Below are 13,764 nucleotides of genomic sequence, written 5' to 3'. Positions count from 1 at the left end.
CCTCCCCACCTCACCCCTCCATCCGTCCGCCCCCCAGCCGGAGGAACTCCTGGTGCGCATCGCCCTGCTCGGCCCGGTCGAGGTCTGCGCCGACGACGGGTCGCCGATCGAACTCGGCGGCGCGCGGCTCCGCATGGTGCTGGCGAGGCTCGCGCTCGCGGCGGGCCGCCCGGTGTCCACCGGCACCCTCGTCGAGGACCTCTGGGGCGAACGTCTCCCCGCCGGGGCCGGCAGTGCCCTCCAGGCCTCGGTGTCGCGGCTGCGCAAGGCATTGAGGGGCGCCGGGACGATCGAGCTGACCCCCGCCGGCTACCGGCTGCCGGTGCACCCCGAGGACGTGGACGTGCACCGATTCGAGGAGCTGACCGCACGCGGCCGGCGTGAGCTGGCGGCCGGGCGGGACGCGGAGGGGGCGTCCCTCCTCGCGGCGGCGCTGCGGATCTGGCGCGGCACCGCGCTCGCCGACGTACGGAACGCACCCTTCGCCGAGCGCGCCGCGACCAGGCTGCACGAGGCGCGGGCGGCGGCGGCCGAGGGCCGGTTCGCCGCCGAGCTGCGGCGGGGCCGGCACGCCGAGGTCCTGGCCGAGCTCGGGGTGGCGGGGGCCGAGCACCCGCTCAACGAGCGGCTGGCCGAGCTGCGGATGCGCGCGCTGGCCGCGGCGGGGCAGTTGCCGGAGGCCCTGGAGGTGTACGCGCGGGTGCGCCGCGGGCTGCGCGAGGAACTCGGCGTCGATCCCTCGGTCCGGCTGCGGGACCTCCAACTCGCGCTGCTGCGGGGCGAAGGGGGCGATGGTGAGGGTTATGAGAGGAGCGACGATAGGGGCGCGGAGAAAGGCGGAGGGAGGGGCGGCGCCGCGTCGGCCTCGCCTGCGGGCAGGCGCCCGGTGACCCGCCGAGTGGTCCGCCCAGCGGGTCAAATGTCAGATCAGGCACCGGATCACGCATCGGACGAAGTACCGGAGGAAGCACCGGACCGCCGGGCGGTGCAGCGCCGCGTGGCCGCTCCGGGCAGGCTCCCGGCCCACCTCACCAGCTTCGTGGGCCGGGAGCAGGAGTTGCGCGTCCTCGCCGACACGCTCGCGGCGTCCCGGCTGGTCACGATCGTGGGCCCGGGCGGTTCCGGCAAGACCCGGCTCTCCCTCGAAGCCGTGTCGCGCGCACCGGCCGGCGCGCACGGCCGGGTGTGGTTCGTGCCGCTGGCCGGTGTCGGCGCGCCCGAGGGGCCGGCCGACGCGGTCCTCGCGGCGCTCGGCGCCGCGGACACCGGGGGCGGGCCGGCCGCGCAGGCGGACCGGATCGCGGAGCTGCTCGCCGGTGACGAGGCGGTACTGGTGCTGGACAACTGCGAGCACCTCGTCGACGCCGCCGCGGAGTTCGCCGACCGGCTCCTGGGCCGGGCGCGGCGGCTGAGGCTCCTCGTCACCAGCCGGGAGCCGCTCGCCGTCACCGGCGAACGCCTGCTCCGCCTGGGCCCGCTTCCGGTCCCCGCCGCGCACCCCACCCCCGCCGAGGCCGTCGGGGCCGCGTCGGTGCGCCTGTTCGTGGACCGGGCCACCGCCGTCAGGCCCGACTTCGTCCTCGACGGGAGCACGGTCGGCCCCGTGGCGGCGATCTGCCGGCGGCTCGACGGCATGCCCCTGGCCGTCGAACTCGCCGCGGGCCGGCTGCGCGCCATGGCCGTCGGCCAGATCGCCGACCGGCTTGGCGACCGCTTCCGGCTCCTGACCTCCGGCAGCCGGACCGCGCCGCCGCGTCAGCGCACCCTGCGCGCCCTCGTCGAGTGGAGCTGGGACCTGCTGGACGACGCCGAACGGGCGCTCGCGGGACGGCTGTCGGTATTCCCCGGCGGAGCCGGCCTGGCCACCCTGGAGGCGGTGTGCGCGGACGCCTCGCTGCCCGCGGGCGACATCCTGTACGTGCTCACGTCGCTGGTCGAGAAGTCCCTGGTGATCGCGGATCCCGGCGTGGAGCCCCGGTACCGGATGGCGGAGACCGAACGCGCCTACGCGGCCTCCCGGCACGCCGTCTCCGGACCCGACCTCACGGCGCGGTTCGTCGACCACTTCCTCGCCCTCGCCGAGACCACCGCGCCGCTGCTGCGTACCGCCCGCTGCGGGCAGGCGGCCGCCGTCCTCCACGCGGAGCACGACAACGTCGTCCACGCGCTGCGGACGGCCGTGCGCACCGGTGACACAGCCCGGGCGGCGCGGCTGTTCACCGCGCTGCTTCCCTACTGGGCGATGCGCGGCACGGCCGGCCGGACCGAGCCGTCGAACCACGGCGATCCGTCCGACACAGCGCCAACGCCTGCGAATTGGTCACAAGCGCGGGCGTTCCCCGCCGAGCCGCTCGGCGTCGAGCCGCTCGGCGTCGGCACCCCGGCGGGCCGCACCACCCGGGCCGGCTGCGCCCGCCTTCCGGCCCGCTCGCGGTCACGGCGCAGGGTGCACTAGAGCCCGACGCCCCGACGCCCCGGCGTCCCGGTATGCGGGGCGGCGAGCGCCAGCCGACGTACGGACGTCCCGTTCCGCCGCCTCCGACCAACTCGCCCCGGCCGGGCGACGGGCCCGGGCATGACAGCTCACCACCCCGTCCCCCGGCAGCCCGTCAGCGCATGACGGCAGGACGCCTACAAGGCGCTGACCAGCCGTCAGCAGCCGGTCAGTGCCGCGTCGGCGGTGTGTCAGCGCGCATCCGCAGGGTTCCTCCCGGCACGAGCCACACCACGATCCACGCCCCGGCCCGTTCGCCGGCACGGACGGCCAGACCCCAAGGAGCCCCCTCATGACCGCGTCCCGCCCCACCCGCATCCTCGCCGTCTCCGGCTCGCTGCGCGCCGGCTCCCACAACACCCTTCTCCTGCGCGCCGCCCAGAAGTTCAACCCGGGCGGCCAGGAAATCGAGATCTACGAGCACCTGCGCGAGATCCCGCCGTACGACCGCGACGTCGACACCCCCGAACTGCGTCCCGCCGTCGTGACGGAGCTGCGCCGTCTGGTGCGGGAGGCGGACGGTCTGCTGATCGCCACCCCCGAGTACAACTACTCGATCCCCGGCGTCCTGAAGAACGCCCTCGACTGGCTGAGCACCGACTGGACCAAGACCGAGGGCCTCCCGCTGCACCGCAAGCCGGTCGCCATCCTCGGCGCCGCCCCCACCAACTTCGGCACGGTACGGGCGCAGCTGGCGCTGCGGCAGGTCTTCGTCTGGACCGACAGCGACGTCGTCGTGAAGCCCGAGGTCCAGGTGTTCCGCTCGCACGAGCGCTTCGACGCCGACGGCACGCTGCACGACGAGATGACCATCGAGCTGCTCCAGGGCCTGCTGTCCGCCCTCCAGGCCAAGATCGACGCCAAGTCCGCCGCCGCATCCGCGGTCGGGTCCGCGGCCTGACCGGCAGAGAAGGAGGACCCGGCCGTGAACGCCTTCCCCGCCGCCATGCAACTGCTGGTCGCCGCCGCCTTCGTCAGCATCCCGCTGGTGCGCCACCGCCACGGCCCCGCCGCCACGGCCGCCGCGCACCGGGAGCTCGAACGGCAGGGCGTGCGGACGAGTGTGCTGGCGGAGAACGGCATGAGATTCGACGCGAGCGGCCACGAGACGTGGGCGCCCGTCGCCATCGCCGCGGTGACCGCCGCCGCGGCCGTCCTCAACCTGACCGGCCACGGCTGGGCCGGGCCCGCGACCTGGGCCGTGCTCGGGTTGGTGCTCGTCATCAACATCGTCATCCTGTACAGCAACGTGACGGCAGTGAAGTCGGTACAGGCGGCCTTCGCGCGCAAGGGCGATCCCGAACTCGCCCGCGTCGACGTGGCCGCCCTGCTGAAGGCCGCCGAGAGCGGCTTCCCCGCCTGGGTCTGGGTCTTGCAGAACGCCCGGCACGTCGTGGTCTTCGGCGCCTCGGCCCTCGCGCTGGTCTCCCTGGCCTGAGGCGCGCCGTCGGCCGTGGCCACCGGATGGGGCCACGGCCGCGGTCCGGCCGGTGAACGCCCGGCCGTACGGGTGCGTCAGCAGGCGTCGACCCAGTCGTGGGACGAGACGTTGTCGTTGACGAGCTGCCCCCGTCCCTGGCCGGGACCGGTGAACACCGTCCCCGCCGCGTTCAGGTCGGGGATCGACTCACCCTGCCGCAGACAGAAGTAGGAGCCGGTCATGGCCAGGCCGTAGAAGAGCCTGACGTCCTGCCGACGGCCGGGGAGGCCGTTGTTCCAGACGTCGGAGACCTTGTTCCGGCAGCCCGCCCAGTTGGCGTTCTCCTTGTTCCACCGGCAGTGGGCGCCTCCGGCGTGGGCGTGCTCCCACGCGTAGAGGAAGCCGTCGGGGGCCGGAGCCTGCGCCCGGGAAGCGGACGGAGCGGTGGCCCCGGAGGCCGGGACGGAGGCCGGAACGGAGGCCGGGGCGGCTGCCTCGGCTCCGGCCGGCAGCAGGGCGACGGTCGTGGCGACCGCCAGTCCGGCGAGGACGGTACGGATCTCGCGCATGGTGATTCCCTTTCTCGTGTCTCATGGTCGTGTCGGGCTGTGGTGGATCGCGCTGCCGCGCGGGCTTCCCGGTCAGGCCCCCTCGTGGCCGTCGATCACCGCACGCGCCCGGGGGAGCGCGCGGGCCTGGAGGGCGTTCTTCCGGTCGATGTCCCGTTTGTAGCCGCGGGCCAGCTCCGCACGGTGGACCTCGTCCAGCCGGCGGGCGGTCCGGGCCAGACCGGACCGGACGGCGCAGCGCGCCTCGGCCGTGGCCAGGGCGGTCTCCCGGGCGCGCGGCATCGGGTGGGTGGGGGAGAGGGCGGCGGCACGGGCGTCGGCGGGGCTCGGGTACGGATGCCCCGCGCCGCGCATGCAGCGCGCCCAGGCGGCCAGATCGCGGACGTAGCGGGGGTCACCCGTCACCCGTGACCTGCGCAGCGGTTCCAGCGCGCGGACGGTGGCCGACACCTGGAACCATTCCTGGAGATCGCCGTAGAGCCGGCGCTGCGCCTCGGAGACGCAGCCGCGGTCGCTGCGCTGGATCACACCGCCGGTCGGGAGCGCGGCCCGGACGCCGTCGGGGCGGGGGCCGTTGGCGGCGACGAGGGCGACGGCCCTGCGCTCGGGCGGCAGGGACGCGAAGTACCGCCGGTTGGGGTCCCGTTCGGGGGCGGCTCGCAGGCGTTCCCGCCGGTCGCGGTCGTAGCCGTGCTCGCGCGCCCACACCTCGTCGTCGAGGACGTAGGGCGAGTCGCGCCCGGTGTCGGCCGCGTCGCCGGGGACGGGGTGGTAGTCGAAGCCCGCCTGCCGCATGCAGGACCGCAGGAGGAGCTGCTCGGCGCGGTGCAGCAGGCGCTCGGCCCGGGGGCCTGGGGCGTGTGACGGTCCGGTGCCGGCCTGCGGCCACCGGATCCACCAGGCGACCGCTGTCACCAGCAGGAGGAGGGCCGCCGTGGCGGCGGTGACGAGGGCCAGGTTCCGTATGCGGGGCGCCGAGCGCATGGTGATCAACTCCGGGTGGGCGGATGCGGGTTGCTTTGGTTGGCGGGGGCGTGCTCACGGCGATGACCGGGCGGTCGGCCGGCCTGGGCGGGCGCGGCCGGTTCGCATGCCGCCGCGCGTGCACGGGCTCCCGACCCGGCCGGTCCCTGTCGGCGCGCCCGGCCGGGGCGGTCGTCCGGTCGTCAGCCGGTGATGTTGACCGGCCGGTAGGCGTGGTACCCATCGCGACCGCTGACCCCGTACGAGTGCTGCTTCCAGCGCGTGCCGACGACGCCCGCCTGCTCGTACGACTTGTAGGCCGTGTGGGCGCCGTCGGCCCAGCCGTCGAAGATGACGACGTGCCGGAAGTCGGCGCTGTCGCTGTCGGCCTTGATGACCAGGTCGCCGGGGGCGAGGTCCTTCATCGCGATCTGGCGGCTGTAGGTCCTGCTCTTGAGCTTGACGGTGTTGGGGCCGGGGGCCGGCAGCCGGAGGGCCATGGAGACGTAGCCCGAGCAGTCCTGCCGGTAGCCGTCCTTCCAGTACGCGTTCTGGCTGTACGGGACGGGCCTGCCGTTGTTGGCGGTGAGCCACGACTTGGCCCGCTGCAACACCTCGGCCCGGGTGACGGCCGGAGCCGCCGCGACGCTCTGCCGGTGCGCGGTGGTGGACGCTGTGGTGTGGCTGGAGCCGGGAGGTGCCGCGGGTGCGGAAGGGGCGGCCGTCAACGTGAGGGCTCCCGCGCAGACGGCGGTGGTGAGGGAGGCGAGGGCCCAGCGGTGGACCGGGGTCTTGGACATGGTGGTGCTCCGATGCGTCGGCATGTGGATGGGTTGGTCGTGGGTTGTCGTCTGATGACGTGTCGTTCCGGTGGGGATGCGGTGCCGCGTGAGGCCGGCTGTCGACGGGAGGGCCCGGTGCCCACCGCCGGGGCGGTGGGGACTCGGCCACGCTCAGGGCTCGCCTGAAGCCGTCCGCCGGGTTTCGTCGCAGGGGCCACCGGCGTGGAACGAACGGCCGTCGGGGCGCTTACGCCTCGGCCGCGGCGCCGGTGATCAGAGTCTGTGGGGGCCCGTCACCCGTCGCAAGAATGTCCCGTTTGCTTCCGGAAGGTCGGGATCCCTAGGGTTCCGACCTGCGGGGACGTGCTTGTCCCGGGACATGGGACGGCGTGCTGGGGCACCCCCGTGGCCCGTTCGGGGAAGGGAGCGCTCATGCCCGCTGAGGAGAGGCCCGCCGTGGATCCGGCCCGGCGGCTCGGGAACGCGTTACGCGCTCTGCAACAGCGCTCCGGCCACACGCTGCGCTCGCTGGAAGAGGAGATGCCGATCAGCGACTCGTCACTGTCGCGGTACTTCCGGGGGAGCACGGTGCCGCCGTGGACGACGGTCCTGGACCTGTGCCGCACGCTGAACGGCGACCCCGCGGAGTTCCGGGTGCTGTGGGAGGCGGCGGACCGCGGCCAGTCCGCGTCCTCCGCCGAGGCCGGGCCCGACGCCTCCGGCCGTACGGCGGGCTCGTGGACCGGACGCCTGGCCCGGACCGTACGCGCGCTACCGCGCGGCCGGTTGCGCGGCCGGCTGGGGGGAGGATTCCGGGGCCGCTGGACGTACGCCGTCGTCGGAGCCGTCGCCGGGACGCTCGCCGGCGTCGTCCTCACCGTGCTCGTGCTCCGCCCGGACGCCCTCTCCACCCCTGGTTCCGGCGCGCGGGTCATGTCGACGGCCGGCAAGAAGGGCGGCGACGAGAAGAGCGGCAACGGGAAGGGCGGCGACGGGAAGGACGGACCCGGATCGGAGCACGGAACAGGGCGGTCCGACGGCGTCCGCATCTTCGTCAGCCGCGCCACCGGCACCTGCCTGGACGACAGCCTCGACTACGCCCTGCGCTCATACGCCTGCAACGGGATGAGCTACCAGCGCTGGACCGTCCACGGCCTCCCCGACGGCAGCCGGCAGCTCAGGAACCACGCCACCGGGGCCTGCCTGGCGAGCGACGCCCGGGCGGCACCGCGCGCCACAGGCTGCGCCGCGTCCCCCGGACCGGCACAGCGGTGGACGGTGACCACCCGGCCCGACGAGTCCGTGGAAGTCAGGAACAAGGCGACGGGCACGTGCCTGGACGACGGCGGCGACGCGGGGCTGCGCCTGCTGCCCTGCGACGGCGGCCCGCGGCAGAAGTGGGGCTGACCCGGCACCCCTCCGGCCCCCCGGTACCGCTCATGCGAGGACGGCCCGCGGCCGGGGCTGGCACTATGCGGGTCAGACCACGTCCACGTCCAGACAGTCCACTTCCGCGAACCGCTCGCCCTTGGCGAGGCGGACGGTGTTCCGTCCCGCGCGCAGGGAGACGGTCACCTCCACCTCCTGCCACGCGTCCCAGCCGGTGTACGGATAGCGGACGGTGCCCGCGTCCGCGCCGTTGACCCGGAGGGTGTGCGAGGCGGTCGCCGGCGCGCCTCCCTCCAGCGAGCCGTTTCCGAAGCGCACGGACAGGGTGTGGCGGCCCGCCGACATGGCGTGGACGCGGAACTCGACCGAGCTGTCCGCCTCGTCGACGTGCCCGACGGCCCGGCCGCCCGAGGCCCGTACGGCGTCGCGGACGGCGGCGTGGACCACCGTCGCGTCCTCCGCCTCGTAGCGCGCCTTGCCGCCGCGCACCACGGGACGGCCGCCGTCGTACGCCAGGTCGGCCGCGTACATGACCCGCCGGGTGCGGTCGGGGCTCCACCCGTGGAAGAGGACGCGGTCGCGGCCGTCCGGTCCGGTCACGACGTCCTGGCCGCCGGGGCCGTGCACCGTGCCGGCGAGGGACTCGGTGGTCATCAGCGGGTTGGAGCCCTTGACGTAGGGCCCGGTGAGGGAATCCGCCACGGCGTAGCCGGTCTTGTACGCGTCCCCGGCGTAGGAGTCGGCCGAGTAGAACAGCACGTAGTGTCCGCCCCGTTTGACCAGGGTGGGGGCCTCGACCACCCGTCCTTCCCACTCCCGGTCCCGGGTGAGCAGGGTGACGGCCGGGCCGGTCGTGCGCGTGCCGTCCCACGAGACGGGCTGGAGGTGGAGGGAGGTCTGCATCTCGCAGCAGTTCCCGTCGTTCTTCCAGAGCAGGTAGCGCCGGCCGCCCTCCGTGAACACGGAGGCGTCGATCGCGCCTCCCTGCTCGACCGGGCACACCAGCGGCTTGTCCCCGACCGGCCGGAACGGCCCGTCCGGGGAGGCCGACACGGCGGCGCCGACGCACTGCCTGCCGCCGGCCCGGTCGCGGGCCGTGTACTGGAGGGTGAAGCCGTTGCCGTTGTCGAAGACCTCCGGTGCCCACACCAGTTCGCGCCGCGGCTCGGCCCAGGCGCCCGGCGCGGGCAGCGCGTCGGCTGCCGCGAGCGTCCAGTGGACGAGGTCGCGAGAGGTGGCGTGCTGGACGTTCCGGCTGTCGTCGTGGGTGGCGTAGGCGTGGTACGTGCCTCCCACCTTCATCACGTCGGGATCGGCGAACTCGTGGTCGAGGACGGGCCCGCCGACGGCCGCGCCCGCCGGCACCGGCCCCCGGCAGACGGCCACGGCGAGCAGGGCGGCGACGGCGAGGAGGCGTGACAGCCGGCGAACGGCGATACGGTGCGGCACGGCCCCCATTCGACCACCACCCCGACGGCCCGCCCCGGCGCCACACCCACCCGGGCCCACCGTTCCCCGGCGCCCCGAAGCACACCCCGGCGCCCGGACGCTCCGGGGGCGCGCCTTGAGGGCCGGCGGTGCCCCTGACACTGTGGTGACCGGACGCCCACACCTGGACGCCTTGGCCCACGGCCGGCACCGTCGCCGCCGCCAAGGAGGCGCGGAGGAGATCGGCGACGCGGAGGGCAGCCTGTTTCGGCGCGAGCAGGTGATCGGCGCCACCTTTTGGGGACCACCGGCACGGGCCCCCGCCGGCTGGGCCCACCCCACCGGCCCGGGGCCGCGCCACCAACGTGACCGGGTGCCGGCTCGGCCCGGCACCTCTCGGAGGTCAGAGCACGTCGTGGTCCAAGTCGCCGCAGTGCACCATCAACGGGGTTCCCCGCGGAAGGTGGCCGCCGCCTCGGTGATCAGCTGATGCTCGTGCGGGCTGACGTCTTCGGCGGCACCCGGGTAGTCCACGAACGCGTACGCCACGACGTTCGAGCGCGCGTTGCCGTTGGGGAGTCGGATGCGGGCGATGTCGTCTGCCTGCAGTGTTCCGCACGCGAACAGGTAGACGGTGGATCCCGTCCCCTCGACCGGTTCCACGCCGAGCAGGAACCGCGGCTCGACGTGAAGCTGGAGGTCGCGCCGCACGTGGTAACTCATCGCGTCCCGCGCGGATTCGTCCGGCAGCGCGGGGCCGCCGGGCAGGCGCCATGTGCCGTCGCCTCCCTTCAGCATGAGGAGGCGGCCCTCGGCGTCGGTGAGGTGGGCGAGGCCGGAGGCGTGGGGACTGCCGTCTTCCTTGCACGAGCCGAATGGTTGCCGTGGTGGCCGACGCACGGCGTGAGGATGGCACATACCGTCTCGTGAGACAGCGGAAGCCCCTCACCAGTACGAGTGAGGGACTTCGGTTCGGGTGGATCTCAGGCCGGGTCGCCGGGACCGTCTTCGCCCGCACTTGCGATGAGGGCGCGCAGTTTGGTGGGGCTCGTACGGATGACGACGTCCGGGTCGTCGCCTTCCCGTATGAGGATGGCATCCCCTCGCCTGGCCACTTCCAGGCAGTTTCCCTCAGCATCTGTCGACTTTGAGGATTTACGCCATGTGATGTCTGGTTTCATGCCTCATACCTCCACAGTCGCCGTGCCGTGTGGAGAATAAAGTCGCGTGACCGGTCGGGAGAGAGTGACTTCTCCTCGACTCGGTCGAGAACGGCTCGGTAATTCGCGAGACGCGTTTCCGCGTCCAGAAACATGCCTCCGTTGGGAGTATCCGTCTGCACTGTGTCCAGCTGCGGCACGGGCCCGTAGACGTAGAGTGCCGAACTTCCGGCGTTGGGGAAACCGCCCGCGTCAAACGGGATGACCCTGACCGTCACGTTGTCCCGCTCCGACTGCTCAAGGAGGTATCGGAGCTGAGCGTCGGCGACCTTCGGTCCGCCGAACCGCAGGCGGAGGGCGGCTTCGTGGATGAGGAACGTGCAATCCGGCGGGTTCTGTCCATCGAGTACGTCGCGGCGGCGCAATCGATGCGAGAGGCGGCGCCGAAGGAGCGCCGAGGACGCCGGAGGGACCGCCTCGGCGAAAACGGCGCGGGCGTACTCCTCGGTTTGCAGAAGGCCGGGCATATGCATGATCTGAATCGCCCGAAGCGCTCGGGCGTGGTGCTCCAGCTCCGCCAGGTCCAGGACGCCCGCCGACAGATCCCCTCGATATTCCTCCCACCAGCCCTTGCCGCGTTCCTCGGCCATGGCGGCGAGAGCGTCGATGTATGCGAGATCGGGGCAACCGTAATGGTTCGCCCAGGTGCGAACCCGCTGGCCGCTGACGCCGAACCGTCCGCTCTCGGTGTTGCTGATGCTTGTCCGATCCGTGCCTAGCAAGGCCGCGGCCTCGCTCAGCGGCAGGCCGGCGTGCTCACGTAGTTTCCTCAGTTCGGTTCCCAGCCGACGCTGTCGGGCCGTCGGGACCTTCCTCGGTGGCATCCGCCTCCCCTCCCTGTCGCGTCATAGTGTGGCCGCTGTCCCTACGGGGATCCACGCTGTCAACGAGGTGAGTCGTTCACGTACAACTGGTGATACGGAGTTCCTGCCGTTCCCACAGCCGGGAGATCACCGTCTATGCCCCCGTCGGCCTGCCCTGGCAGGACCTGGCTCTGAGCCGGCTCGCCTTCCGGCGGGCAGAGGCGACGGGAAAGGGAGCGACTGTCGATCTCTTGTCATAATCCCGTGTGCGCGAGCGAGTTGTGGCGTCCTACGCTGGTGTGCGCCTTGGCGGCGCCCATCGGAAGAGGAGAGCCAGAGGTGTCGGACGGTCCCCGCACGCGAACGAGTCTCAGCCGTGATCTCGCCCGCCTGGGCGTCGCACCAGGCGACACCCTGCTGGTCCACTCCTCGCTCAGCTCGCTGGGCTGGGTCTGCGGCGGCGCGCTCACGGTCGTCCACGCGCTGATGGACGCCGTGGGGGAGCACGGCACCCTCGTCGTGCCGACGCACACGCCCGACAACTCGGATCCGGCCGATTGGTCCAACCCGCCCGTCCCCGAGTCGTGGTGGCCCGTCATCCGCGCGGAGTCGCCGGCCTACGACCCGAGGGTGACCCCGGCCCTCGGCATGGGGGTCATCCCGGAGACCGTCCGCACCTGGCCCGGCGCGGTGCGCAGCGCGCATCCGCAGACCTCGTTCGCGGCGGTCGGTCCGCGAGCCGCCGCACTGGTCGCGGAGCACGCGCCGGACAGCATGCTGGGGGAGGGTTCCCCGCTGGCGCGCCTGGAAGAGGCCGGTGGGCGCGTCCTGTTGCTGGGGACCGGGTTCGAGAAGTGCACCGCCTTTCATCTCGCCGAGTACCGGGTTCCCCGTCCGCCGCGGACCGAGTACGCCTGTGCGGTGCGCGCGTCCGACGGCGGGCGCGCCTGGGCGTCGTTCACGGACGTCGCCCTCGACGAGCGGGACTTCGGCCGGCTCGGCGAGGCGTTCGCCGCGACCGGCGCGGTGACGACCGGGCGGGTGGGGCAGGCGACCGCGCACCTCTTCTCCCTGGCGGAGGCCGTCGCGTTCGCCGTCACCTGGTTCGGGGAGAACCGCTCGTAGGCGGGGGCGCGCGGCCCGCCTGTTCAGGGAGCCGGGCGCCGGACGAACAGCCCCGTCACCGTGGCCGGCCCCTTGGGGAGGGGCTCGTCCGGCGAGCTGCCGAAGAGGACGGTGTCCCCGGCCCGGTCGACGCCCAGGAGGCGGGCGTGGTCGCTTCGCTGCGAGCCGTCGGGGGCGGTGCTGACGCGTTCCACGGCGCCGGTCGTCAGGTTCCGGACGAAGACGTCGTCGGTGTCGTTGGTGTCGCCGGGTACGAGGTTGGTGGCCCGCGATGTGAAGAACACCTTTCCGTTGTCGGCGCTCATCAGGCCGCCGAGCGTCGAGCCGCCGTCCGCCTGGGCGCCGCCCGGGGCGAGGCTGAGGAGCCGGACCTCGTCGGTGGCGAGGTCGGTGGCGAAGACGTCTCCCGCCTCGTTGGTGTCGTTCTCCACGACCCGCTGCGAGGTGCAGGAGAAGAGGGCGTACCGGCCGTCGGGGCTGAGGGCGATCCGGTCGGCGCGGACGTCCTCGTCGTCGAGGCCCCGGGCGGCGAGCCGGGTGGTCCGGGTGCGGACGTCGTAGACGTAGAACCGGCGGTCGGGGGCGGGGCGCGGGACGCCGGGCCGGCCGGTCCGGGCGGACGGGGCAACGGAGGGGGCGGTCGTGCCCGGGGAGATGCCGTAGGACTTGAAGCCGACCTTGCTCCCGTCCGCGCTGATCACCGGTGAGGCGTACACGCCCCACGACAGCTTCCCGCCGACGCGTACCGTCGTCCGCTCCCGGCGGTCGCGGACGTGGAGGTAGGCGTAGCCGTCGCCGCCCGTGGACAGGAACGCGACCCGGCGGCCGTCGTCGCTGATCTGCCCCTCCGAGGTCCGGGGTGCCGAGGCGGCGTCGCCGTCGCGGTCGAGGATCTCGGTGCGGCCGGTCGCGCGGTCCCGGACGTAGACGTCCGTCCGGCGGCCGGTGGGCGGGGTGGTGCCGGTGGTGCCCGTGAGGTCGGTGGCGGAGGAGGTGAAGACGACGTAGCGGCCGTCGCCGCTGACGCTGTCGGCCGTGGAGTCGCCGTCGGCCTCCGCGCCGCCCGAGGCGGCGCTGATCAGTTCGACGCGGCCGGTCGTGAGGTCCTTGAGGAAGACCTTCATACGGTTCCCGGTGGCTCCGGGGACGAGGTTGCCGGCCCGGGAGGAGAAGACGACGTAACGGCCGTCGCCGCTGAGGCGACCGCCCTCCACGGGCGCGTTCGCCGGAGTGCCGTCCTCCGCGACGCTCACCTGCTCTGTTCGCGGTACCGGAACGTCTGCCGCCGCCGTCACCCGTGGCGGCACCGGTGCCGCGGTCGCCGTGGTCGTGGGCAGGGCCGTGCAGAGGCCCGCCGATAACGCCGCCGCCACCGCGGCATGTCTGAGCAGACCGGATCGACGCATGTCGTCCCCCCCTCGGGCAGTGCGCGCATATGCGCTCGGACTACGCGCAGGCAGCCAACAGGCCGGTCGTACGGCCGTCAACGGCCCAGGCGGCGGTCTCAGGACCGGATACGGCCGTTGCGGGAGTGAACGACTGGACACCCGCCCGCCCCCGGACCTTGGCCC

Annotated in this window: 13 protein-coding genes; 5 read left to right on the top strand and 8 right to left on the bottom strand. The window is 73.6% G+C overall.

Annotated features, from left to right (window positions below; all coding sequences use genetic code 11):
- The 3 genes from ACSNOK_RS21790 to ACSNOK_RS21780 form a co-directional block, all read left to right on the top strand.
- Positions 1-2,455, top strand: a 2,455-nt coding sequence (locus tag ACSNOK_RS21790; RefSeq protein WP_436782422.1) for an AfsR/SARP family transcriptional regulator, incomplete at its 5' end; no start/stop codon positions are given.
- Between the two features lie 331 nt (positions 2,456-2,786).
- Complete coding sequence (locus tag ACSNOK_RS21785) at positions 2,787-3,395, top strand: NADPH-dependent FMN reductase (RefSeq protein WP_436782421.1); 609 nt, start codon at positions 2,787-2,789, stop codon at positions 3,393-3,395.
- A 24-nt stretch (positions 3,396-3,419) separates the two neighbouring features.
- On the top strand, positions 3,420-3,932 hold the full coding sequence (locus tag ACSNOK_RS21780) for a hypothetical protein (protein ID WP_436782420.1): 513 nt from the start codon (positions 3,420-3,422) through the stop codon (positions 3,930-3,932).
- A gap of 77 nt (positions 3,933-4,009) precedes the next feature.
- Here ACSNOK_RS21780 and ACSNOK_RS21775 read toward each other — a convergent pair whose 3' ends face one another.
- The 3 genes from ACSNOK_RS21775 to ACSNOK_RS21765 form a co-directional block, all read right to left on the bottom strand.
- Positions 4,010-4,483 (bottom strand): peptidase inhibitor family I36 protein, encoded by a 474-nt coding sequence (locus tag ACSNOK_RS21775; RefSeq protein ID WP_436782419.1) that lies wholly within the window; start codon positions 4,481-4,483, stop codon positions 4,010-4,012.
- Between the two features lie 72 nt (positions 4,484-4,555).
- The gene (locus tag ACSNOK_RS21770) at positions 4,556-5,467 is read right to left on the bottom strand and encodes a hypothetical protein (protein ID WP_436782418.1); all 912 of its coding nucleotides are present in this window, start codon (positions 5,465-5,467) and stop codon (positions 4,556-4,558) included.
- A gap of 182 nt (positions 5,468-5,649) precedes the next feature.
- The gene (locus tag ACSNOK_RS21765; RefSeq protein ID WP_436782417.1) at positions 5,650-6,246 is read right to left on the bottom strand and encodes a hypothetical protein; all 597 of its coding nucleotides are present in this window, start codon (positions 6,244-6,246) and stop codon (positions 5,650-5,652) included.
- A gap of 414 nt (positions 6,247-6,660) precedes the next feature.
- Here ACSNOK_RS21765 and ACSNOK_RS21760 point away from each other — a divergent pair, with 414 nt between their 5' ends.
- Complete coding sequence (locus tag ACSNOK_RS21760; RefSeq protein ID WP_436782416.1) at positions 6,661-7,635, top strand: ricin-type beta-trefoil lectin domain protein; 975 nt, start codon at positions 6,661-6,663, stop codon at positions 7,633-7,635.
- Between the two features lie 72 nt (positions 7,636-7,707).
- Here ACSNOK_RS21760 and ACSNOK_RS21755 read toward each other — a convergent pair whose 3' ends face one another.
- The 4 genes from ACSNOK_RS21755 to ACSNOK_RS21740 all read right to left on the bottom strand — a co-directional run bounded on the left by ACSNOK_RS21755 (position 7,708) and on the right by ACSNOK_RS21740 (position 11,089).
- Positions 7,708-9,066: a family 43 glycosylhydrolase gene (locus ACSNOK_RS21755; RefSeq protein WP_436782415.1), complete on the bottom strand. Its 1,359-nt coding sequence runs from the start codon at positions 9,064-9,066 to the stop codon at positions 7,708-7,710.
- 420 nt (positions 9,067-9,486) lie between these two features.
- Positions 9,487-9,945, bottom strand: a complete 459-nt coding sequence (locus ACSNOK_RS21750; protein ID WP_436782414.1) for an NUDIX hydrolase — start codon at positions 9,943-9,945, stop codon at positions 9,487-9,489.
- An 83-nt stretch (positions 9,946-10,028) separates the two neighbouring features.
- Positions 10,029-10,226 (bottom strand): DUF397 domain-containing protein, encoded by a 198-nt coding sequence (locus ACSNOK_RS21745; RefSeq protein WP_436782413.1) that lies wholly within the window; start codon positions 10,224-10,226, stop codon positions 10,029-10,031.
- On the bottom strand, positions 10,223-11,089 hold the full coding sequence (locus ACSNOK_RS21740; RefSeq protein WP_436782412.1) for a helix-turn-helix domain-containing protein: 867 nt from the start codon (positions 11,087-11,089) through the stop codon (positions 10,223-10,225). Before ACSNOK_RS21740 ends, ACSNOK_RS21745 begins: the two co-directional genes overlap by 4 nt.
- 318 nt (positions 11,090-11,407) lie before the next feature.
- On the opposite strand from ACSNOK_RS21740, the gene ACSNOK_RS21735 reads away from it, so the two are divergent.
- On the top strand, positions 11,408-12,193 hold the full coding sequence (locus ACSNOK_RS21735; protein WP_436782411.1) for an aminoglycoside N(3)-acetyltransferase: 786 nt from the start codon (positions 11,408-11,410) through the stop codon (positions 12,191-12,193).
- A gap of 23 nt (positions 12,194-12,216) precedes the next feature.
- Here the strand turns inward: ACSNOK_RS21735 and ACSNOK_RS21730 are convergent, their stop codons facing one another.
- Positions 12,217-13,599, bottom strand: coding sequence for a hypothetical protein (locus ACSNOK_RS21730; RefSeq protein ID WP_436782410.1), 1,383 nt, complete (start codon positions 13,597-13,599; stop codon positions 12,217-12,219).
- Between the last annotated feature and the right edge of the window lie 165 nt (positions 13,600-13,764).

It is taken from the genome of Streptomyces sp. URMC 126 (assembly GCF_051386555.1).
Classification (GTDB): Bacteria; Actinomycetota; Actinomycetes; order Streptomycetales; family Streptomycetaceae; genus Streptomyces.
The sequence above is the reverse complement of the archived record's forward strand: the minus strand, read 5'-3'. Positions and strand labels throughout refer to the sequence as shown.